14 protein-coding genes are annotated in these 23,172 nt (G+C 67.6%); 5 read left to right on the forward strand and 9 right to left on the reverse strand.

Features of this window, described 5'->3' with window-relative positions; translation table 11 throughout:
• The first annotated feature begins 9 nt into the window (after positions 1–9).
• Both BDK89_RS07080 and BDK89_RS07085 read left to right on the forward strand, forming a co-directional pair.
• A complete protein-coding gene (locus BDK89_RS07080; RefSeq protein WP_133868274.1) occupies positions 10–6,849 on the forward strand; it encodes a beta strand repeat-containing protein in 6,840 nt (2,279 codons plus the stop codon).
• A gap of 159 nt (positions 6,850–7,008) precedes the next feature.
• On the forward strand, positions 7,009–9,012 hold the full coding sequence (locus BDK89_RS07085) for a cation:proton antiporter (protein WP_243839242.1): 2,004 nt from the start codon (positions 7,009–7,011) through the stop codon (positions 9,010–9,012).
• A 13-nt stretch (positions 9,013–9,025) separates the two neighbouring features.
• Here BDK89_RS07085 and BDK89_RS22080 read toward each other — a convergent pair whose 3' ends face one another.
• Together BDK89_RS22080 and BDK89_RS07095 are read right to left on the reverse strand one after the other, a co-directional pair.
• Positions 9,026–10,171, reverse strand: a complete 1,146-nt coding sequence (locus BDK89_RS22080; RefSeq protein WP_133868276.1) for a hypothetical protein — start codon at positions 10,169–10,171, stop codon at positions 9,026–9,028.
• Between the two features lie 71 nt (positions 10,172–10,242).
• Positions 10,243–11,541, reverse strand: coding sequence for a sensor histidine kinase (locus BDK89_RS07095; RefSeq protein ID WP_133868277.1), 1,299 nt, complete (start codon positions 11,539–11,541; stop codon positions 10,243–10,245).
• 207 nt (positions 11,542–11,748) lie between these two features.
• Between BDK89_RS07095 and BDK89_RS07100 the strand changes: the two genes are divergently transcribed.
• From BDK89_RS07100 to BDK89_RS07110, 3 genes are all read left to right on the forward strand, one after another.
• Positions 11,749–13,257 (forward strand): extracellular solute-binding protein, encoded by a 1,509-nt coding sequence (locus BDK89_RS07100; RefSeq protein ID WP_133868278.1) that lies wholly within the window; start codon positions 11,749–11,751, stop codon positions 13,255–13,257.
• Positions 13,258–13,351: 94 nt separating this feature from the next.
• Positions 13,352–14,692, forward strand: coding sequence for a carbohydrate ABC transporter permease (locus BDK89_RS07105; protein ID WP_133868279.1), 1,341 nt, complete (start codon positions 13,352–13,354; stop codon positions 14,690–14,692).
• The gene (locus tag BDK89_RS07110; protein WP_133868280.1) at positions 14,685–15,599 is read left to right on the forward strand and encodes a carbohydrate ABC transporter permease; all 915 of its coding nucleotides are present in this window, start codon (positions 14,685–14,687) and stop codon (positions 15,597–15,599) included. Before BDK89_RS07105 ends, BDK89_RS07110 begins: the two co-directional genes overlap by 8 nt.
• Positions 15,600–15,739: 140 nt before the next feature.
• Here the strand turns inward: BDK89_RS07110 and eutC are convergent, their stop codons facing one another.
• The 7 genes from eutC to BDK89_RS07145 all read right to left on the reverse strand — a co-directional run bounded on the left by eutC (position 15,740) and on the right by BDK89_RS07145 (position 23,047).
• Complete coding sequence (gene eutC, locus BDK89_RS07115) at positions 15,740–16,609, reverse strand: ethanolamine ammonia-lyase subunit EutC (protein ID WP_133868281.1); 870 nt, start codon at positions 16,607–16,609, stop codon at positions 15,740–15,742.
• Complete coding sequence (locus BDK89_RS07120; protein ID WP_133868282.1) at positions 16,606–18,012, reverse strand: ethanolamine ammonia-lyase subunit EutB; 1,407 nt, start codon at positions 18,010–18,012, stop codon at positions 16,606–16,608. Before BDK89_RS07120 ends, eutC begins: the two co-directional genes overlap by 4 nt.
• A gap of 38 nt (positions 18,013–18,050) precedes the next feature.
• Positions 18,051–18,746 carry a GntR family transcriptional regulator gene (locus BDK89_RS07125; RefSeq protein WP_208293994.1) on the reverse strand — a complete coding sequence of 232 codons (696 nt, stop codon included), beginning with the start codon at positions 18,744–18,746 and terminating at the stop codon, positions 18,051–18,053.
• Between the two features lie 110 nt (positions 18,747–18,856).
• Positions 18,857–19,624 (reverse strand): enoyl-CoA hydratase/isomerase family protein, encoded by a 768-nt coding sequence (locus tag BDK89_RS07130; RefSeq protein ID WP_133868284.1) that lies wholly within the window; start codon positions 19,622–19,624, stop codon positions 18,857–18,859.
• The gene (locus BDK89_RS07135) at positions 19,621–20,700 is read right to left on the reverse strand and encodes an acyl-CoA dehydrogenase family protein (RefSeq protein ID WP_133868285.1); all 1,080 of its coding nucleotides are present in this window, start codon (positions 20,698–20,700) and stop codon (positions 19,621–19,623) included. Before BDK89_RS07135 ends, BDK89_RS07130 begins: the two co-directional genes overlap by 4 nt.
• Positions 20,697–21,827 carry an acyl-CoA dehydrogenase family protein gene (locus BDK89_RS07140; protein WP_133868286.1) on the reverse strand — a complete coding sequence of 377 codons (1,131 nt, stop codon included), beginning with the start codon at positions 21,825–21,827 and terminating at the stop codon, positions 20,697–20,699. The genes BDK89_RS07135 and BDK89_RS07140 overlap by 4 nt, the downstream gene beginning before the upstream one ends.
• Positions 21,824–23,047 (reverse strand): CaiB/BaiF CoA transferase family protein, encoded by a 1,224-nt coding sequence (locus BDK89_RS07145; protein WP_166657436.1) that lies wholly within the window; start codon positions 23,045–23,047, stop codon positions 21,824–21,826. Before BDK89_RS07145 ends, BDK89_RS07140 begins: the two co-directional genes overlap by 4 nt.
• Positions 23,048–23,172 lie beyond the last annotated feature (125 nt).

Genomic DNA, 23,172 nt, shown 5'->3' on the forward strand with positions numbered 1-23,172 from the left:
AGAACACCGATGACCACACCATTGCACCGTCTCGGCCGGCTGGCCGTTGCAGCCGCCGTCGCCGCTGCGTCGGTCGCGCTGATCACGGCGTCCGATGCCGGCGCCGAACCGGCGACCACCGCCGGATTCGACGTGTCCTACGACGATCGTGTCTGGGGAGACTTCATCCTGGCCGGCAACACGCAGGTTCGCTGCGTGACGGCGGGCGACCTCGACGTGAACGACGTCGACGGCGACGGCAACACCACGGAGCCCGTCGGCTCGGCTGTGGGTTGGTCGTTCTACGCCGAATGCCTGAACGACGCCACGCGTGACACCTTCGGCACGCCGCAGGCACCGAACGACCAGCGCTGGATGGTCCATCAGAACGTCGACCCGGGCGCCGGGCTGTTCAACTCGTCCTCGGCGACGATCGCCGTTCCTCCGGGGGCCACGATCGCGTCGGCCGAGCTGGTGTGGCACGGCAACAACGGTGAAGCGAACAGTGTCGGCCTCAACCAGACACAGATCGATCTGATGGACGCCGGAGAACAGATGGCAGCGTTCGGTGCGGCCGGCACCTCGCCGTGGCCGTCGTGCCAATCGAGTTCGACGGTCATCGACTGGGGCACCTACGGCACTCCGGTCGCCTGGGCAACCGCTCCGCTGGTCGCCGCACGTCAGAACGCCGCCTGGGCAGCGATGACCGGCCGCGACCGCACACAGGTGCAGGTGCAGCTGGGGAGCAGCGCCGGCTATCAAACGGTCACGTCGACGAGTGGCCAGATCGGTTCGCCGCACATGAGCGGCCAGCTCTATCAGGAGTCCGCCGACATCACCGACCTGCTCGCCGCCGCACTCCCCGGCGATGGCAGTCCGCTCGAGATCACCGTCGGCGACATCTTCACGCCCGAAGGATTCAACTGCACCGGTGGCTGGTACACGATCATCGTCTGGGAGTACCCGACGCTCGAACCGACCTACGCGCCGGAACTGCGCCGGGTCCAGATCTGGGACGGTTTCGCCGAGGTCGCCGACGGCGCCTCCGAGTCATTCAGCCTGAACGGTTTCCTGGCGGCCCCGGGTTGGGTCGTCGAGCCTCGTGCCGCCTCCGTCGGTTACGAGGGTGACCAGCAGATCGCCGGCGACTCGCTCCTGCTCAACGGCCTCCCCGTGGTGGAGCCCCGAGTGAGTGGCGGTGTCGCGACCGACAACTTCTACGCCTCGACGATCGGTGAGTTCACCGATTCCACCGTCGGAGACTTCACCCGCTCGAACCCCGAGATCCGCGACGCCGCAGGGATCGACATCAAGACCGTGCCGGTCGCCGCAGCGGCGCTCAACTCCGTGCTCGACGGCCTTCCCGTGACCTTTCAGACTGCCGGCGACCGCTATGCCGCGTCACTGTTCGTCTTCTCGGCGAAAGAAGCGGTCCTGAGCGGCACCACCTACCACGACGTGGACGCCGACGGGGTGTTCACGCCGGGTGTCGACACCCCCATCGAGGGCGTCGAAGTCACCCTGACCGGTACCGACGACCTGGGTGACCCGGTCTCGATGACGGCGACGACCGACGAGAACGGCTTCTACGTGTTCGTCCAGGTGCCGGCCTCCGACCTGACCGGATACACGCTGACGGAAACGCAACCTGCGAACTACCTCGAGGGTGAGGCGACCGCCGGCACCATCGGTGGCGTCGTCGACACGACCAATCAGGTCTCCGGGATCGTCTACGACCCCTTGGTGGGTGCGTCCGGCTATGACTTCGGTGAGATCATCCCGGCCTCGATCTCGGGTTCGGTCGTCGACGACAGCGGCAACGGCATCGCCGGCGTCGACATCACGCTGACCGGGATCGACCACGACGGGAGTCCGGTGCTCATCGTCGTGCAGACCGATGCCAACGGCGACTATCTCTTCGACGGTCTGCTCCCCGGGACCTACGTCGTCACCGAAACGCAACCGCTCGGCTACGGCGACGGGATCGAGACCGTCGGTTCGGCCGGTGGCGACATCTCGACGAACGACGTCATCGCTGCCATCGTCGTCGATCAGGGCGACGCGTCGACCGGCAACGACTTCGCCGAGACCACTGGGTCGGTGTCCGGCTCCGTCGTCGATCAGAACGGTGATCCGATCGCCAACGTGTCGATCGCACTGTCGGGCACCGACGTCGATGGCGCCGTCGCCGTCACGACGACGACCGATGCAAACGGCGACTACCTCTTCGACGGCTTGCTCGCGGGCACGTACACCGTGACGGAGACGCAGCCTGCCGGTTACCTCGACGGTGACGAGACCGCCGGCTCGCTCGGCGGTGACATCTCGACGAACGACGTGATCGCCGCCATCCCGCTGCTCGGTGGACAGGACTCGATCGACAACGACTTCGCCGAGTTCCTGCCGTCGACGATCGCCGGGTCGGTCGTCGACCAGGACGGCGTCGGCATCGCCGGGGTCGGGATCACCTTGTCCGGAACGAACGTGAGCGGCGACGTCGTCACCCTGACGACCACCACGGATGTCGACGGCGACTACTCGTTCACCGACTTGCTGCCCGGTACGTACATCGTGACCGAGACGCAGCCCGCCGGTTACCTGGACGGTGACGAGACCGCCGGTTCGCTCGGCGGTGACATCTCGACGAACGACGTGATCGCCGCCATCGTGCTCGGCGCGAATCAGAGCTCGACCGGGAACGACTTCGCCGAGTACCAGCCCGCCTCCATCTCCGGTTCGGTCGTGGACGATTTCGGCAACGGCATCGCCGGTGTGGAGATCGTCCTGTCGGGGACCGATGTGAACGGCGGTCCGGTGTCGGCGTCGACCACGACCGACGCGAACGGCGACTACTCGTTCACGAACCTGCTGCCCGGTGCCTACGACGTTGCGGAGACGCAGCCGACCGGTTACGGCGACGGTGCGGAGACGGCTGGTTCGACCGGTGGTGACATCTCGACCAACGACGTGATCGCTGCGATCCCGCTGGCTGGTGGTCAGGACTCGGTCGACAACGACTTCGCCGAACTGACGGGAGCGATCTCGGGTTCGGTCGTGGACGACTTCGGCAATCCGATCGCGCGTGTCGAGATCGTCCTGACCGGCACGGATGCGAACGGTGATCCGGTGTCGGCGTCGACGACGACCGACGCAAACGGTGACTACGTCTTCGACGGCCTGCTGGCCGGTACCTATGAGGTTGCGGAGACGCAGCCGACCGGTTACGGCGACGGTGCGGAGACTGCCGGCTCGACCGGTGGTGACCTCAGCACGAACGACGTGATCGCTGCGATTCCGCTGGCTGGTGGTCAGGATTCGGTCGACAACGACTTCGCCGAGACGACGGGTTCGGTCTCGGGTTCGGTCGTGGACGATTTCGGCAACGGCATTGCCGGTGTCGAGATCGTTCTGACCGGCACGGATGCGAACGGCGACCCCGTATCGCTGACGACGACGACCGACGCCAATGGTGACTACATCTTCGAGAACCTGCTCGCCGGGACGTATGAGGTGGCGGAGACGCAGCCTTTGGGTTATGGCGACGGTCTCGAGACGGCTGGTTCGACCGGTGGTGACATCTCGACGAACGACGTGATTGCAGCCATCCCGCTCGCCGACGGTGAGGATTCGGTCGACAACGACTTCGCCGAACTGACGGGAGCGATTTCGGGTTCGGTCGTGGACGACTTCGGCAACGGCATCGCCGGTGTCGAGATCGTCTTGACCGGCACGGATGTGAACGGCGACCCCGTGTCGCTGACGACGACGACCGACGCGAACGGTGGCTACATCTTCGAGAACCTGCTCGCCGGGACGTATGAGGTGGCGGAGACGCAGCCTGTGGGTTATGGCGACGGTGCCGAGACGGCTGGTTCGACCGGTGGTGACATCTCGACGAACGACGTGATTGCAGCCATCCCGCTCGCCGACGGCGAGGTCTCGGTCGACAACGACTTCGCCGAGACGACGGGAGCGATTTCGGGTTCGGTGGTCGATGACCTCGGGAACCCGATCGCGGGTGTCGAGATCGTGCTGTCGGGGACCGACGTCAACGGCGACCCGATGTCGCTCACGACGACGACCGACGCCAATGGAGACTACGTCTTTGACGGCCTTCTGGCCGGTACCTATGCGGTGGTGGAGACGCAGCCGACCGGTTACGGCGACGGTGCGGAGACTGCTGGTTCGACCGGTGGTGACATCTCGACCAACGACGTGATCGCTGCGATCCCGCTGGCTGGTGGTCAGGACTCGGTCGACAACGACTTCGCCGAGACGACCGGTTCGATTTCGGGTTCGGTCGTCGATGACTTCGGCAATGGCATCGCCGGGGTGGAGATCGTCCTGTCGGGGACCGATCTGAACGGTGATCCGGTGTCGGTGTCGACGACGACGGACGCGAACGGTGACTACGTCTTCGACGGCCTGCTGGCCGGTACGTATGAGGTGGCCGAGACGCAGCCTGCGGGCTATGGCGACGGTGTCGAAACTGCTGGTTCGACCGGTGGTGACATCTCGACCAACGATGTGATCGCTGCGATCCCGCTGCTCGACGGTGAGGTGTCGACGGACAACGACTTCGCCGAGACGACGGGTTCGGTCTCGGGTTCGGTCGTGGACGACTTCGGCAACGGTATTGCCGGTGTCGAGATCCTCCTGTCGGGGACCGATGTGAATGGTGATCCGGTGTCGGCGTCGACGACGACCGACGCGAACGGTGACTACGTCTTCGAGAACCTGCTGGCCGGGACGTATGCGGTGGCCGAGACGCAGCCGACCGGCTACGGCGACGGCGTCGAGACGGCTGGTTCGACCGGTGGTGACATCTCCACCAACGACGTGATCGCGGCCATCCCCCTCGCCGACGGTGATGATTCGGTCGACAACGATTTCGCCGAGACGACCGGTTCGATCTCGGGCACCGTCGTGGTCGACGGCGACGGCGACCCGATCGCCGGCGTCGAGATCGGCCTCACCGGCACGGACGCCAACGGCGACCCCGTGTCGCTGACGACGACGACCGACGCGAACGGTGACTACACCTTCCACAATCTGCTCGGTGGCGACTACACCGTCACCGAGACCCAGCCCGACGGCTACGGCCAGGGCGCCGTCAACGGCGACGACACCGAGGCCGTGCTGCTCCCGGCGGGCGACGACGCCGTCGTCGACTTCTCGGAGGCCACCGGTTCCATCTCGGGCTCGGTCGTGGATCAGAACGGTGACCCCATCGAGGGCGTCGAGGTGGCACTGGCCGGCACCGATGTGAACGGTGAACCGGTGTCGCTCACGACCTCGACCGACGCCGAAGGTGACTACCGCTTCGACGACCTGCTGGCCGGTGACTACACCGTCACCGAAACCCAGCCGTCCGGGTTGCTCGACGGCCCGGAGACCGTCGGCTCGACCGGTGGTGACATCAGCACGAACGACCTCATCGCCGACATCCCGCTCGCCGGCGGCCAGGACTCCGTCGACAACGACTTCGCCGAGTACCGGCCGTCGGGCATCGCCGGGTCGGTCGTCGATCAGGACGACATCGGCATCGCTGACGTCACCCTGACGCTCACCGGTACCGACGTGAACGGTGACCCGGTGTCGTCGACGACCACGACCGACGCCGACGGCAACTACCTCTTCGGTGATCTCCTCCCCGGCACGTACACGGTGACCGAGACCCACCCGTCGGGATATCTCGACGGCCACGAGGAAGCCGGTTCCACCGGTGGCGACATCAGCACGAACGACGTGATCGCCGACATCCCGCTGCAAGCGAACGAGTCGTCGTACGGTCACGACTTCCACGAGTTCGTCCCGGCGTCGATCGAGGGATCGGTCTTCGTGGACGGCGACGGTGAACCCATCTCCGGCGTCGTGATCACGTTGACGGGCACCGACGTGAACGGTGACCCGGTGGAGATCGTGACGACCACGGATGCCGATGGCGACTACTCCTTCGTCGATCTGCTCCCCGGCAGCTACGTCGTCACCGAGACACAGCCCGACGGGTACGGCGCCGGCGCCGTCACCCCGGACAACTCGATCTCGATCGAACTCTCGGGAGGCGACGAGTCGAAGGACAACGACTTCTCGGAGTCGACCGGCTCGATCTCCGGCACTGTCACCGACGATCAGGGCCGACCGCTCGTCGACGTCGAGATCACGCTGACCGGGACCGACGTGAACGGCGGCGACATCGAGCTGGTGACCACGACCAACTCGACCGGTGACTACGTCTTCGGTGACCTGGTCGCTGGTGACTACACGGTGACCGAGACGCAGCCCGACGGCTACGGCCCGGGTGGATCCGCCGCCGGCTCCACCGGTGGCGACGACGGCATCAACGACATCGTCGGGATCGAGCTGCCCGGCGGCGTCGACTCGGTCGACAACGACTTCGTCGAGGAGACCAGCACGGTGTCCGGCGTCGTCCGAGACGACGACGGCAACCCGATCGCCGGTGTCGATGTGAGCCTGAACGGCACCGACGTGAACGGCGACCTCGTGGCGCAGAGCACCACCACGGGCAGCGACGGCAGCTACGTGTTCCCCGGCATCGTCGCCGGTTCGTACACGATCACCCAGACCCAGCCCAACGGCTACAGCAGCGTCACCGCCATCCCCGGTTCGACCGGCGGTACGGCCGACGGCACGGACGTCATCACGTCGATCACGGTCGGCGGCGGCGAGGACTCGGAGGACAACGACTTCGTCGAGACCCGGACGGTCATCCGGATCTCGAACGAGCGCGAGCTGCCCTTCACCGGTGGCAGCGCCGGTGATCTCGCCCGAGTGGCGATGCTGCTCGCACTGATCGGTGGCGTCCTGCTGCTCGCCGGCCGACGCCGGCGCGAGGGCGACATCGCCTGACCGAGCACATCTCCCAGGACGGTCACGGGAAGGGGCAGGCGTCCCTTCCCGTCGCCGTTGTCGGTCGGGACGCGGTCGTGCGCGGATCACCGATCGCGAAGGCGCACCGATCTACGCTTCGTCCGGTCGACGCGGGGTCGGCGGGAGGAGTGGACGGTGATGCTCGCGTCGGAGCTGAAGTATTCGGTGGAGCTGGGCTTGTTGTTGCTCGGCATGACGATCCTCCTCGGGCCGATCGTCGCCTTGAAGTTGCGGATCCCGGCCCTGATCGGGCTGATCGCGATGGGCACGATCTTCGGCCCGTACGTGCTGCACTGGCTCCGACCCGGCGGGTTCGTCGCCACGGTGGGCGCCGCCGGTCTGCTCTACCTGATGTTCATCGCGGGTGTCGAACTCGATCTCAAGGAGTTCAACAAGCGCCGCAACCAGGCGATCGCGTTCGGGTTGCTCACCTTTGTCGTGCCGTTCGTGCTGTCGGTCGCCGTCGGCGCCTGGTACCTCGATCTCGGCGTGAATGGTGCCGCGTTGGTCGGTGCGATGTGGGCGTCGCACACGCTCGTGGCGTACCCGGAGGTCAAGGCATCGGGACACGACCGAAATCCGGCCGTCGGGCTCGCCGTCGCCGCCACCGTCATCACCGACGTGCTCGCGCTGGTCGTGCTGGCGGTCGCTGCGTCGTCGGCCGCGATCGACGACACCGCCGAGGTCCAGGCCAGCGCAGGCGAAGACGGAGCGGTGCCGCTGTGGCTGGGACTCGGGATCCTGGTGGTCTTCTGCTTCGTGGTGATCCCGCGCCTCACCACCTGGCTGTTCACCCACCTCCTGCACGCCCGCACGGAGCGCTTCATGTGGGCGCTGACGGCGATGGCGGCCGGCGGCGTGCTCAGCCTGCTCGCCGGCGTGGAGGGACTGGTCGGTGCGTTCCTCGCCGGGCTCGGCATCAACCGCAACGTGCCCGCACGCGGCGAGTTGATGGACCGAATCGAGTTCTTCGGCAACGCCCTGTTCGTGCCGGCGTTCCTGGTCTCGGTCGGCTTGACGATCGATCCGGCGGCAGCGTTCGACCCATCCACGCTCTGGCTGGCGATCGTGTTCACCGTCGTCGTCCTCGTCGGCAAGGGCGGGGCGGCGCTCATCGCCGGGCTGGTGTTCAAGCTCGACCGCACCGAGGCCGCGATGATGGCGGCGCTGACGATGGGTCAGGCAGCAGCCACACTGGCCGTGGCACAGGTCGGGATCTCGACCGGGCTGTTCGACGAGCGGATCTTCAATGCCGCCGTGGTCACTGTGGTGATCTCCGTGCTGATCACCACCTACGGCACCCGGTTCGCCGCCGCCAAGATGGGGCCGCCGGCCGTCCAGGTGTCTCGGCTCGGCGACCACGTGCTCGCGCTCACGCCGGTCGAGACCGGCACGGCCGAACGGTGCGCTCGCCTGGCGACAGCGGTCGCGAACGAGGACGGCGGACTGGTGACACCGTGCGCGGTGTCGACCCGGTCGCTGCCGCGCGACGAGGCGAAGGAGTTGCTCGTCGGGTTCGAGGACGCGCTCACCCACCTGGGCCACGACACCGAAGCCGTGTTGCGTGTCGCCGAGTCGTTGCGAGCAGGTGTCACCGAGCTGGCCGAGGAGTCGGACGCCAGCGTGCTGTTCCTGCCCGTGCCGCACGAGCGGCTGCGGCGTGAGCTCGGGTTGGGGGACGAACTGGCGCGTATCGGGGCGACGGCGAAGGTGCCGTGCGTCGCCGCCGCGATCGGTGATCCGGAATGGCAGCGCGTCGTCGTGATCACCGGAGACACACGAGCGTTCATGACGGCGGAAGACACGATCCTGGCCGCCGAGGTCGCCCAGCGTGCCGCAGCGGGTCTGGAACTGCCGCTCCATGTCCTCGTCGCCGAGGGCACCGAGCGGCCGATCCTCGAGGCCGAAGCGACCTACGGCAGCTACGAGTTGCGTGCCGGCGCGACGTTCGACCAGCTCGGGGACGGTGACCTCGTCGTCGTGCCGGGGCACGTGATCGCCGACGCCGGGTTCGTCGACCGCGACCATTTGCGCGCCGGCCTGACCCACCTGTCGATGCTGGTCGTCGCCGACGCCGGCCGGTTGGCCTCGATCCGACCGCCGCTCTATCCGCTGACGGGAACCATCTCGGCCACCCGCTGACGCCGCGCGATCGTCAGCCGCAGTCGCGGACGGCGGCGTCGATGATGTCGGCCTGGGCGGTGCGCTGTTCTGAGCCGTTGACCGTTTGGGTCAGGACCATGTCGACCTGGAACCGGCCATCGGCCGGCGGGGCGGGTTCGATCGCCTGCTCGTCGACGCCGGCGAACGGGTCGCCGATCGCCGAGAGCAGGAACGCCCGGTACGAGGCGTCGGCGTTCGGTGCCAGCTCCATCGAGCCCTGCTCGGACAGGCTCGCGGCGTAGCGGAGCGTGCCGTCGGTCGGGTCGTTGCCGAGGCAGATGTCGACGATCGTGTAGGTGCGCTGCGCACCGTTGGCCGCCACCTCGACGACGCTGCCGCCGCACTCGGCGGGTGCGACACCGGTCGGGTTGACCGCAGCCGGCACCTCGCCGTCGCCTTCGAAGAAGAAGAAGCCGAAGCCGTCGGCGCCGAGGTCGACGACCTCGAGTTCGTCACCGAAGTAGACGCCGGTGGCGCCGCCCTCGTCGAACCAGCGGTCGACCACCCACGGGTTGCCGACGTCGTCGAAGTAGAGGTAGCTGTCGACGGCGTAGTCGCCGGTGAACCCGACGAACGGCAACGTCTGGCACAGACGCTGGATCGGGTACTCGGCGTCGGCGATGCGGACGGAGCCCGGCGATGCGGGCGTCAGGCCGCCCGGGGCCGTGGTGGTCGGAGCCGGTTCGGTCGTCGCCGGCGTCGTGGTGGCCGGTGCGGTGGTCGGCGGCGGGGTCGTCGTCGCCGGAGCGGTCGTGGCGGGTGCCGTGGTCGCCGGAGCGGTCGTCGCGGGTGCCGTGGTCGCCGGCACCGTGGTCGGCGCAGTCGTGGTCTCGGGCACCGTGGCGATCGTCTCCACCGTGGTGGATGTGGCCGCTTCGTCGTCGTCATCGCCATCGCGGACGACGAGCACGGCGATCAATGCGATGACGAGGCCGATGGCCAGGCCGGCGCCGGCGGGAACGAGCCAGGCCGGACGACCTTCGGCTTCGCCGGGTTCGCCGCCCGGGCCGGGCGGGGGGACGACGGGTTGTGCCACGGTCGGGTCGGTGGGGCCGCCGACCGGCGGTACGGGTTCCGTGGGTCCACCGACCGGCGGAATCGGCTCGGTCGGGTCGTTCGGGAACTGGTCGTCGGTCATCGGTGGTCTCCTTCGTTCGGCGACATCTTGTCACCCGGCCACCGGCCGCAACGCGGACCGCGCCGCCGTCGTCAGGAGGTCGCGGCGAGTTCGGCGTGGGGGATGCGTGCCGACACAACGGTGCCGCGACCACGTTCGGAGTCGACGTCGAGCGTGCCGCCGAGCGCTCCGACGCGGTCGGCCATGTTGAGGAGGCCGCGCGACGAGGCGTGGTCGTCGGCGTCGAAGCCCGGACCGTCGTCGGTGATCGTTACGACGAGATCGGGATCGTCGTCCACCAGCGTCACGGTGACGCGGGCAGCGGCTCCGGCGTGTTTCGAAGCGTTCTGGATCGCTTCGGCGCAGACGAAGTAGAGCGCTACCTGCGTCGAGTCGTCGAGGTGCGTGGTCGTCCGATCGTCGATCTCGATGGGCGTCGGGCTGCGTCGCGCGAGCGAGTGCAGTGCGCGGACCAGCCCGAGCTCCTTCAACCGCGCCGGGTACAGCCCCTGTGCCAGATCGCGGAGTTCGTCGACGGCTTCGTTCGCCGATCGATGCAGCGCCATCAACGAATCGCTCGACGGCGGTTGGCCGTCCGCGGCCAGGTCGGCGGCGAGACGGAGCTGCATCGACAACGACACGAGACGCTGCTGCGCCCCGTCGTGCAGATCTCGCTCGACCCGCACCCGTTCCTCGTCGCCGGCGACGACGAGTCGTCGTCGAGAGTCGCGCAGCGCCCGCTCCGCCGCACGGAGTTCCCGGTTCTGTTTCACCGCCCGGTCGAGGCTGCGGAGGTGGACGAGGTTCAGTTCCTGGATGTCACCCATCACCATGAGCAGGTTGGCGGCGATGTAGGCCACCAAGACGCCGATGAACACACCGTCGGGTGCGACCTCGTCGAGGCCGACGCCGTCCGTCGTGAAGCTGATCAGCGAGATGACGACGGCGATCGCGATCGTGCCGGGGATCAGCTGCTTCACGAACCGTCGCTCGAGGTAGGTCGCCGCGAGGATCACCGGGCCGATCACGTTCTGGATGGCGATCGGGAGCGTCTCGGGAATGATGATGACCAGCGGGAAGAGCAGGTACCAGGAGCCGAGGTTCGCCCACAGGATGCCGCGCCGCAGGTCGCCGCCGCGGAAGTACGGGCCCGCCACCCAGCGGAAGGGGAGCACGAGTGCGATGCATCCCGCCAGGACGGCCGCCCACCACGACTGCAGAATGATCGCGAACACGAGGACGCCGAGCGACATGAGTGCGACCGACCGCTGGTCGGACGTGTTGTTGGTGAGCAGCCAGTCGCGCGCCTCCTGACGAACCTCCGGGATCTCCGACTCGGCGACCGATTGCAGATCGATGTCGGAGAGGTCGACGGACTCGCGGTCGGACATGCCCGAAGGCTAGGTGACGGCCCGACCAGCATCGAATGGGCGCCCCGTCGGCGTCGCCTGGCCACTCGGTGATCGGTCGCCGACGGGGCGGGGAACGACGGGTGAACTCTTGGCGACGAGCACCGCTCGGTGTCGTGGCGACCCGTAGGTTCCCCGGCTGGCTGCCCTCTGCGGCCTGTTCTCAACCCCCCATCGAAAGTGAAATCCATGCGTGAACAACGACGCACTCGCCGATTCGCGGCGCTTGCACTCGCCGCAACCGTGGTCCTCGCCGCCTGTGGTGACGACGACGATTCGGACGCCGACGACGAGCCGGCGACCGAGGAGTCGACCGACGAGCCCGCCACCGACGACGAGCCGGCCGACGAGCCTGCCGCCGACGACGAGCCGGCCGCGGAGCCCGCTGGTGACGACGAAGAAGCGTCGGGCGACGACGCCGTGATCCCGGTGTGGATCGCATTCGAGGACTACCGCCTCGACTGGACCAACGAGGTCGCTGCAGCGTTCAACGAGCAGGTCGACGGCTACTCGGTCGAGATCACCGGTTTCGCGAGCTACAACGACGCGTTCGATGCCGCCATCCAGGCGATCAACTCGGGTGAGCCGCCGGCGGTCGTCCACTTCTTCGAAGCGGCGACCCAGGAAGCCCGCGACGCCCTCGCCGGGAACGGTGAGCCGGTCTTCGCCGACCTCGAGGCGATCATCGACGGCCGCACCGAAGTCGCCGGCGTTCCCGTCGTGCTCGACGATGTCGTCGCCTCGGCTGCGACGTACTACCAGCTCGACGGTTCGTACACCTCGATGCCGTGGAACACGTCGTCGGCGATCATGTTCCTGAACCGCACCCTGCTCGACGCCGCCGGTGTCGAGGGCACACCCGCCACGTGGCAGGAGCTCGAGGCGGCGTGCGAGGCGTTCATGGCGTCCGACGCGGCGACCGACTCGTGCGTCACCTGGCCGAACCACAGCTGGTTCGTGGAGCAGGACATCGCCCTCCAGGGTGAGCTGCTCGCCAACAACGACAACGGTCGCTCGGGTCGCGCCGACGAGGTCTTCATCGACTCCGACGCGATGGTCGACTACGTCACGTGGTGGAAGGGCATGGCCGACCAGGGCTACTACACCTACACCGGCACCCAGCGCGACTGGGGCGGCACGTACGACCTGTTCGCCGCCCAGAACGTCCCGTTCCTGCTCTACTCCTCGTCCGACACGACGGCGCTCACCGACGAAGGCGCCAACGGCGGCTTCGAGGTCGAGGCGGCGTTCCTGCCCCGCAACGGTGAGGCCACCGGCGGCGGCGCCCTCATCGGCGGCGCCACCAACTGGGTCATCAACGGTCTCGACGAGACCACCCAGGACGGCGCCATCGCATGGGTGAACTTCCTCTCGAACCCGGAGAACGCTGCGTCGTGGCACCAGACCACGGGCTACATCCCGATCACCGAGACCGCCGTGTCGAACCTCGAAGCCGAGGGCTACTTCGACGAGAACCCGAACCAGCGGATCGCCAGCGAGCAGCTCGCCGCCTCGCCCGACACGCCGGCCACCACCGGCGCCCTGGTCGGCAACTTCGTCGCCATCCGTGACGTGATCACCGAGTCGATCGAGTCGGTCCTCGTCAACGGTGACGACCCGGCCGAGGCGATGGCTGCTGCTCAGGAGGACGCCCAGGCGCTCCTCGACGAGTACAACCTGCTCTTCGCCGACGGCTGATCAGCCACGTCCGACCGACCGCTGATCGGGGAGCGACCTGCTTCCCGATCAGCGGTCGATCTCGTCCCACCCGACCTCGACCGAGTTCCTTCGCATGCCGCTGCCCGCCCTCTTCGCCATCCTCGTCGCTGCGCTCGTCGGCGCCGCCGTCGTCGCGCGCAGCGGCACCCGCTCGCTGCCACTCCGAGCACTGGCGGGCGCACTCGGCGGCGGGCTCGGAGCGCTGGCCGTCAGCGCACCGATCGACTTCTGCACCTTCTCCGACGAGTACGAGACGAAGGATTACGTCTTCGGTCTCGTCCTCATGGCTGCCGGTGCTGCGGCCGGCATCGCCGCCGCCCGCGCCGCCATGGCGCCCGAGCGCAAGCCCGACACCAATGCGACGAGCCACAGCGTGTGGCGCAACTGGTGGATGCCGTGGCTGCTCCTCTCACCCACGCTCGCGGTCCTCGTCGTCTTCCTGTACTGGCCGGCGATCGAGACCATCCGCTACTCGACGAAGCTGGCCCGTCTGTCGAACCCGAAACAGGTCGACCGCTGCGTCTACAACTTCACCGAGCTGATCGGTCCGTCCCGGCCGTGGCTCGCACTCGTGCTCGCCGGCCTCGGCATGGTCGGCATCGCCGCCGGGGTGCTCCTCGACCGGCAGGGCAGGCGGGTCGCCCGCAGCGCCCGCACGATCGTGTCGGCAGTCAGCGCCATCTCGCTCTTCGCCGCCCTGGCGTTCATCTTCACCGACGACTACCGGCAGGTGTACGTCGTGACGATGATCATCTCGGTCGGGACCGTGGTCGGCGGCTTGGTCATCTCGCTCGGGATCGCCTTCATCGCCTACCAGCCGATCCGCGGCGCCTCGGTGTACCGAACTCTGCTGATCTGGCCGTACGCGATCAGCCCGCCGATCGCCGGTCTGTTGTTCTTCGTCATCTTCGACGCGAACACCGGCATCATCGACCACTGGACGACGACCCTGCTCGACACGGGACTCGCCGACTACCGCACGACGCCGGTGCTCGCCCAGCTCGTGGTGATCATAGCGAGCATCTGGAAGACGCTCGGCTACAACCTGCTGTTCTACGTCGCCGGGCTGCAGACCATCCCGCCCGACCAGGTCGAGGCGGCGATGATCGACGGGGCGAGTGCCTGGCAACGGTTCCGCTATGTCGTGATCCCGGCGCTGTCGCCGATCACGTTCTTCCTGATCGTCACCAACCTCACGTACGCCTTCTTCGAGACGTACGGCACCATCGACTACCTCACCAAGGGCGGGCCTGCCGGCGCGACGAATGTCGCGATGTACGAGATCATCCAGGTGTTCAACACCGGCGGTGACCTCGGTCGCGGGTCGGCGCAGTCGATGATCCTCTTCGCCGGCGTCGTCGGGTTGACGATGTGGCAGTTCCGATCGACAGGACGACGAGTCACCTATGGCTGAGACCGCCCCCACCGCCTCGACGACCGGCCCGACGCACGGTGGCACCGCCTCGGCGTTCGTCGCGCCGTCACCCCGCCGTCGCCGCAAGGGTGCCCCGGGGCAGCAACCGCACTGGTACACGCACGCGATCCTGATCGTGATCGTGCTGATCGTCGGGTTCCCGCTGGCGTACGCCATGTTGGTGTCGACCCAGACCAACCAGGAGTACTTCGCCCACCAGCTCACGCCGGGCAGCGCGCTGCGCGACAACTTCGACACCGTGTGGAACCAGCGCGACATCGGGCTCTACATGCGGACCTCGCTGATCCAGTCGGTGATCATCGCCGCCGGCAAGTCGATCACCGCCGTGCTCGCCGGCATGGCCTTCGTCTACTTCAACTTCAACCTGAAAGGCCCGGTCTTCTGGTTCGTGCTCGTCACCTTGATGATGCCGACCGAGATCTCGATCCTGGCGCTGTTCGAGATCGTGTCGGGCTTCGGCTGGACGAACTCGATGCTGGCGATCACCGTGCCGTTCCTGGCGTCGGCCACCGGTGCGTTCCTGTTCCGGCAGCACTTCCTGTCGATCCCGGCCGAACTGTCGGAGGCGGCGCGGATCGACGGTGCCGGGCCGATCCGGTTCCTGTGGGCGATCCTGCTGCCGCTGTCGTGGAACGTGTTCGGCGCGCTGGCCGTGATCCAGTTCCTCTACTCGTGGAACATGTATCTGTGGCCGAGCCTGATCATCCGCGACGACGACGCGCAGACGGTGCAGATCGGTCTCGGTGCGCTCCAGAACGTGGGTGGCGGCCTGTCGTACGGGCCGCTGATGCTCGGTGCCGTACTCGCCTCGATCCCGCCGACGATCGTGTTCATCCTCCTCCAGAAGACGTTCCTGAAGGGCTTCGCGATCACCGCCGGCAAGTGACGTAGTTGGCCGAAGCGTACATTCGCTTCGGTGCTGCCCCCGTCGGGGGACGTCGGGGGTCGAACGTCGATGGAAGCCGGTTCCACCTGCGAGTTCGAGCACGCAAGTCGTGCCGACCGGCCGAGCCGCGTGCGGGCGGATCAGGAGATGAGGAAGTTCCCGATCCCTGGTCCACTCGACAACGGTTCGTCTCCGCTGCGGTCCTTGAGGTCGACGCCGGTGCGCCCGAGGTGTCTTGCTCCGACGAGCAGGTGGAGCAGTCGTTCAGCGGCCGTTCCAAAATCGAGCCCGCCGGGACGGATGTTCGAGATGCAGTTACGGTTCGCATCGGAGAGACCGACGCGCGGTCCCCACGTCAGGTAGATCCCGAGGCTGTCGGGCGAACTCAATCCGGGGCGTTCGCCGATCAGCACCACCACGGCTCGCGCATCGAGCAGCGCTCCGACCTCGTCGCCGATGGCGACACGGCCTTGCTCGACGATGCAGACCGGCGCCAGTGTCCAAGAACCGTGAGCGTTCGGGTCGGAGCCGGCGTCGGCGAGCAGCCCGACGAGCGCGTCGACCATCGGCGCCGCATGCTGCTGAACGGCGAGCGACGACAGGCCGTCGACGACGACGATCGCGAGGGAAGCGGCTGGCGCGCCGATCGCCATGAGCGCGTCTCGTGATGCGGCGTCGAGGCGCCGCCCGAGGTCGGGACGCTGGAGATACGACGTGCGGTCGACGGCCATGCTGTGTAGGCGTCGGATCGGGCGGTTCACCGTTGGTTCGATGCCGGCGAGTCGATCGACGAGGGCGTCGGCGTCGAGCGGCAGATGCACCGCGTCCTTTGCTCGTGCGTGGGCCAGCTGGAATTCGAGCGTTCGGTTCGTGGGCAGGCTCACACCGGCCCGTCCGAGCCCGATGCGCGCGTCCGTGAACCGGTCGAGACGTCGCCACGGGTCGTTCGTGACGATGGCCGGCCGGTCCGCCGGTTCGAGCCGGTCCCGGTCGTCGTCGGGGGCGCTCATCGGTCCGACCCGGTCGCCTGCCGGAGTGAGCGGGCGAACCGGTCGCTCATCGTCGTCGAGAGTACGGGCCGCTCGACGTCGGCGAAGACGTTCATCGCCTCCAGCCAGGCGGCGAACTCGGGCGCCGGTGCGAGCCCCAGCACGCGCCGGGCGTACAGAGCGTCGTGGAACGACGTGGTCTGGTAGTTGAGCATGATGTCGTCGGATCCTGGGATCCCCATGATGAAGTTGCAGCCGGCGACGCCGAGCAAGGTCAGCAGGTTGTCCATGTCGTTCTGGTCGGCTTCGGCGTGATTCGTGTAGCAGATGTCGCACCCCATCGGCAGGCCGAGCAACTTGCCGCAGAAGTGGTCTTCGAGGCCTGCCCGAATGATCTCCTTCCCGTCGAAAAGGTATTCGGGGCCGATGAAGCCGACGACGGTGTTGACCAGGAGCGGGTCGAACTTCCGGGCAACGGCGTAGGCACGCACCTCGCAGGTCTGTTGATCGAGACCGTGGTGGGCGCCGGCGGAGAGAGCGCTGCCTTGTCCGGTCTCGAAGTACATGACGTTGTTCCCGACGGTGCCTCGCCCCAGCGACCGCGCTGCATCATGTGCCTCGGCCAACAGGTCGAGTGACACGCCGAAGCCCGTGTTGGCAGCTTGCGTACCGGCGATCGATTGGAACACGAGGTCGACGGGCGCTCCGCGCTCGATGCACTCGAGTGTGGTGGTGACGTGGGCGAGGACGCATGACTGCGTGGGAATCTCGTACTCACTGATCACGTCGTCCATCAGTTGCAGCAACTTCATGCTCTGGGTGACGTTGTCGGTGGCCGGGTTGATGCCGATCACAGCGTCGCCGCTCCCGTACAGCAGGCCGTCGAGAATGCTCGCTGCGACACCGGTCACGTCGTCCGTCGGGTGGTTGGGCTGGAGCCGGGTGGAGAGGCGGCCGTTCAACCCGATCGTGTTCCGGAACGAGGTGACCACCTCGCATTTGTGTGCAGCCAGGATCAGATCCTGGTTGCGCATCAGCTTGCTGACGGCGGCAGCCATCTCGGGGGTGACGCCGGTACGGACCCGGGCTAGCGCGTCCGGCGTGGCCAGATCGCTCAACAGCCAGTTGCGGAAGTCGCCGACGGAGAAGTGGGCGATCGGCTCGAACGCAATCGGGTCGTGGTCGTCGACGATGAGGCGTGTGATCTCGTCGTGCTCGTACGGCACGAGCATGTCTTCGAGGAAGGTGGCCAACGGGACGTCGGCCAGGCACAGCTGCGCGGCGACGCGCTCCTCGGCCGTGTCGGCGGCGACGCCGGCGAGCCGGTCGCCGGACCGCGCCGGGGTCGCTTTGGCCATCAGTTCGGCGAGCGATGCGAAGTGGTGACTCCGTCTGCCCAGCGTGGAGCGGTATGCCCGACTCATTTCGTTGCCTCGACCGGCCGTTCGCTCTCGTCCGGTGATTAGTCGAGCGCGTCGACCGGTGGGGTGGACGCACGCGTCTCGCTGCGAGTCGGGCGCCGGCTCAGCGACGGCGTCATCGAGCGCTTGGTACCTTCTCGATGGTCGGCGCTGGCTTCGACGAGCAGAACCTGGTCTCGCTGACGGACCGCTTCGATGATCCGATCGTGGTCGGCGAGCACCTGCTCGGTCGCGCCGTCGTGACGGAAGTAGAGCGAGTGGTAGAACTCGGACAAGATCCAGAGCCGACGAACCTCGCGGAGCACGAGCCGCAGCGGAGAGCGGTCGAAGATGGCGAAGTGGAATCGTCGGTTCGCCTCGCGGTACTCGTAGAAGCCTGCTTCGGTGCCGAGCTCGCGTAGTTCGTCGTTCACGGCTTCGAGTTCGCCTGGGTCGAGAGCGGCCAGGTCGACGGAGCGGAACAACTCCGCCTCGAGCACCTGACGCATCAGGTAGATCTCACTGAGGTCTTCCACGGTCGGCCGGACGACCGTGTAGCCGGTGTTCGGCCAGTGATCGAGCAGTCCTTCGGTGACGAGCGCGCCGAGTGCCTCGCGCACCGGGATCCGGCTGACGCCGAGCCGGTCGGCGATCTCGCCCTGATTGACCTTCTCGCCGGGGAGGAGTTCGCCGGTGAGGATCATCTTGCGGATCTCGGAGAGACTCGAGTCGGCGTTGTCGCCCTTCCTGTTCGACACTGTCGTCCTCGCTCTCGCGACCCCACCGAGCCTGGGCTTCGTCACCGCTTCTGCTGTCAACATAGCGGTGCCGGGGATGCTGTTCGCTGCCACGGGCCGGGAGTCCACGGTCACTCCCCGGTGAAGACCGGCGGTCGTCGTTCGAGGCTGGCGGCGATGCCCTCCTGGCTGTCCGAGGTTTGCCACAGGCGGGCCTGCTCGGTCTGCTCTCGGCGCAAGGCTTGCTCGACCTCGGCGACGAGCGGGCCTCGGAGTGTCGCTCGCATGGCCTGGAGGGCCAGCGGAGCCGAGGCGGCCAGCTCGTGGGCCCACGCTTCGGCCACGGAGCGTTCGGCGCCGGGATCGGCAACCCGATCGACGAGACCGATCGACGCGCCTTCGAGCCCATCGATGCGTCGACCGGAGTACAGCAGATCTTGTGTCATCTGGTGGCCGACGATCCGGGGCAGCGTCGCGGTGAGTCCGAACCCGTGGTGGAAGCCGAGCCGAGCGAAGTTCGCCTGGAGCCGCGTCGCCGAGCTGGCGACGCGGAAGTCGGCAGCGCATGCGAGCCCGAGTCCGCCTCCGATCGCCGAACCCTGGACCGCCGCCACGATCGGGAGGCGGATCTCGAACAACCGCAGCGCTTCGGCGTAGAGCGCCGTGGCTTGGGTGTCGCGTTGCGGACCGGTCGCAGTGACCGAGAAGTTCGCTCCGGCACAGAAGTGCCGGTCTTCGGAGCAGAGCACGAGGGCCCGGTAGCCGGACGCTTCGAGCGCTGCAGCGGCCTGACTGATCGCCACGAGGAGTTCGCGGTCGAAGTAGTTGGCCGGTCCGCGTTGGATCTCGAGGACGCCGACGTGGCCGTCGGTTCGGACGTCGAGGTCGGAGGAACTCATACCGTTTCCCCAGCGGGTCCGGGCGTGTCGTCGAGGAGCAGCGCGGCGAGGCTCGGGGCGGTGGCGGCCAACTCGCCGAACTGACCGGCGAGTTCGAGGTCGGTACCGAACGCGTCTCGCCACAGGTGCAGCCGCCGTGTCAGCCGATGGAGTCGGTACTCGCGGGTCATGCCGATGGCCCCGTGCGCTTGGTGGGCGGCGCGAGTCACGTGCGCCGCGTTCTCGTTGCTCGTGAGCTTCAGCGCTCGGATGTCGATCTGCTGGGCGGTCGGATCGGCAACGAGCGCGACGCGCTCGACCATGGAGCGAGTCATGACGGCCATCTGGACCAGTTCGACCACGTGGTGTTGGACGGCCTGGAACTTGCTGATCGGTCGGCCGAACTGCTCCCGCACCTCGACGTACTCACGGGTGAGGTCGGCGGCCCCGGTCATCGCCCCGCTCATGAGGGCTGCGGTCACGAGCATCCCTCGCAGGGCGAACTCGTCCGCAGTGAGATCGGTGTCCCACCTGGTCACCGGCGTGTCGTCGAGCGTCAGATGGGCGATCGGCTGTCCGGCGAGGTCTTCGCGCACGGTGACGGTGCACCGGTCGGGATCGACCACGATCGTGCCCGCCGCCGCACCGGCGCCGTGGGCACTGCCGAGGGCGAGCACCTGCGGCGCTTCGTTGCCCCAGGGCACGTCGCACAGCTCACCGGTGGCGAGGCCATCGCGGATGGTCAGGTGGTCGCGGCGTTCGGGCCGGGCGATCGTCGACCACATCGGCCCTGAACCGGCGGTGTGGCCGGACCGGCTCGTGAGCCACGCGGCGAGGTTCGCCTCGGCAATGGGGAGCGGGACGGCATGACGGCCGGCGAGCTGGAGGACCGCGACGAGGTCTGACAGCGAACCGCCGGCACCGCCGAGGTGCTCGGGGAGACCGATCGTCGTCAGGCCGAGCTCGGTGACGGCCGACCACTGATCGTCGCGGAACACGTCGGGATCGTCCGACATGTCGTCGGGCCAGGTGTCGCGGAAGAACCCGCTCAGTGCGGCCTCGATCTCCGAACCCGGATCGCTCGTGTGCGTGCTCATCGTGCGGTCAGCCCTTTCATGATCACCGAGCGGAGGATCTCGGTCGTGCCGCCCCGGATCGTCCACGACGGACCGGCGAGGATCGCTTGTGCGAGCAGCGACTCGAACGTGTCAGAGCTGTCCGGGCGGGGACTTCGTCCGAAGTGATGCCGAACGATCTCGATGCACTCCTGTTCGAATCGGGTGCCCATCTCCTTGACGAGCGCCGCTTCGGTCACGGGGGATTCGCCCTCGTCGACGAGTCGGGCGATCGACAGCGACATCCCTCGGAAGACGCGAAGACGGGCCGTGATCCGTCCGAGGTCGGTCAGTGCGAGCGTGTCGTCGGGGGCGATCGTCGCTACCCATCGTTCGAGCACCGGCATCAGTGAGATCCACCGGTCGACACCGCCTCGCTCGAGCGCCAGTTCTCCGACGTTCTGTCCCCACCCGGCACCGACGTCGCCGAGTCGGGCCGAGTCGGGGAGGAGGACGTCGTCGAACACGACCTCACAGAAGTGTTGGGTGCCGTCGATGAAGGCGATCGGCGACACGATCATGCCGGGCGTGTCGCGTTCGATGATGAACTGGGTCAGGCCCCCGTGTCGCTCATCGGACGTACGGAACAAGCCGAGGATGTGAGTGGCCGTGTCGGCGCCGGACGTCCACACCTTGGTGCCGTTCAGCCGCCACCCGTCGTCGGCCGGCACCGCGCGTGCACGTACCGACGCGAGGTCGGAGCCGGAGTCGGGCTCGCTCATGCCGATGGCGAACGAGAACTGGCCGCTCGCGATACCGGGGAGGTAATGGGACCGCTGCGCTTCGGTGCCGTTGGCGAGGATGCTCGGGCCGGTCTGGCGGTCGGCGACCCAGTGGAACCCGACCGGGGCGCCCCGGGTGAGCAACTCCTCGACCACGATCTGGCGTTCGACCGCAGTGCGGCCGCCTCCGCCGTACTGTCGGGGCAACGCCATGCCGATCCAGCCGCGAGCGGCCAGATCACGTGTGAAGTCGCGGTCGACGGCGGCGGAGATACCGAGTCCGATCGGGTAGCCGCCTTCGGGGAGGCGCTCCTGCAGGTAGTTCCGGACGGTTCGCTGGAGGGCACGCTCGTCAGCGGTCAGGACCGTCGGGCGCAGACTCTTCATGGATCGACCTCTTCCGTCGGTGTAGTCGAAGCGCCCGGCAACTCGCCGAGGACCTCGTCGGTGTCTTGGCCCGACAACGGGGCATGGTGCGTGACGGTGAGCGCCGTGCCGTGGAAGTTGGCCATCGTCGGGATCAGGCGATATCGGCCTGCCACCGGGTGGTCGACGATCGGGAGCTCGGCGACCAGTTCGTCGAGCGTGGCGACCGCCGTGGCGGGGATGCCGACCGATCGGCTGTAGTCGAGCCACTCCTGTGTCGTGCGGCTCGGCGCGATCGCCCGGATGTCTTGATAGAGCGAGTCGGAGTTCGCGATCGCCGAGCGTTGGTCGGCGTATCGGGGATCCGAGTCGGCGTCCGGGACGCCGGCGTCGGCGAACAGTGCGGCGTAGTGCTTCGGCAGGTAGGGCAGCATGTGGACGAGGCCGTCGCTCGTCGGGTGCGGGCGTCGGTGCGGCGACAAGATCCGCGGGTACCCGATCGGTGGCAGGCCGGTCTGGGCCGTCGGCGGTTCGCTGATGCCGCCGGCTCCGTGCTCGGTCAGCATGAACGCGGTCATTGCCTGGTGCATCGGGACTTCGATGTGGCGCCCTCGACCGGTTCGCTCCCGTTCGAGCAGCCCGGCGGTGATGGCCTGGGCGATGACCAGCCCACACACCTTGTCGGCGAGGATCGTCGGGATGAGGGTCGGGTCGCCGGTGGCCCGTTGCATCACGTCGGCGACGCCGCTGGCCGCCTGGATGATGTCGTCGTACGCCGGTTCCTCCGCACGGGACTCGGTCAGCGAGAACCCTTGCGCTTGGCAGTACACCAGGTCGGGCTTCAGCGCAGAGAGGGAGGCGTAGTCCAGGGCGAGTTCAGTGAGGACCTGTGGTCGCATCGTCGAGACGACCACGTCGCAGGTGGGGACGAGGCGTTCGAGTGCGGCGCGCCCGTCGGTCGACTTGAGGTCGATGCTGATCGAGCGCTTGTTGCGGAGCAGGTTCAAGGCGATCCCGGACAGGTCGGGATGCGGGCCCGGACCCATCACGCGGTTGGTGTCGCGCGTGTTGGGCTCGACGATGACGACGTCGGCTCCCTGGTCGGCCAACGTCTGCGTGGCGAGTGGGCCCATGACGACGCGCGTGAGATCGAGGATCCGAATGCCGGCCAGCGGGCCCGCTCGGAGCCCGTCGCCCTCATGTTCGGCTTGTGCTCGATTCACCTCTTGCGTCGGCGCCATGCCGAAAGTGTATACTCTCGTGAATACATTCCAACGAATCGAACCGGAGCACCGGGAATCGGTCAGCGGAGGTATCGCTGGTTCGGCGTCGAGAACACCCAAATTCAGAGAACGAAATGAAAGTG

The organism is Ilumatobacter fluminis, assembly GCF_004364865.1.
GTDB classification, from domain to species: Bacteria; Actinomycetota; Acidimicrobiia; order Acidimicrobiales; family Ilumatobacteraceae; genus Ilumatobacter; species Ilumatobacter fluminis.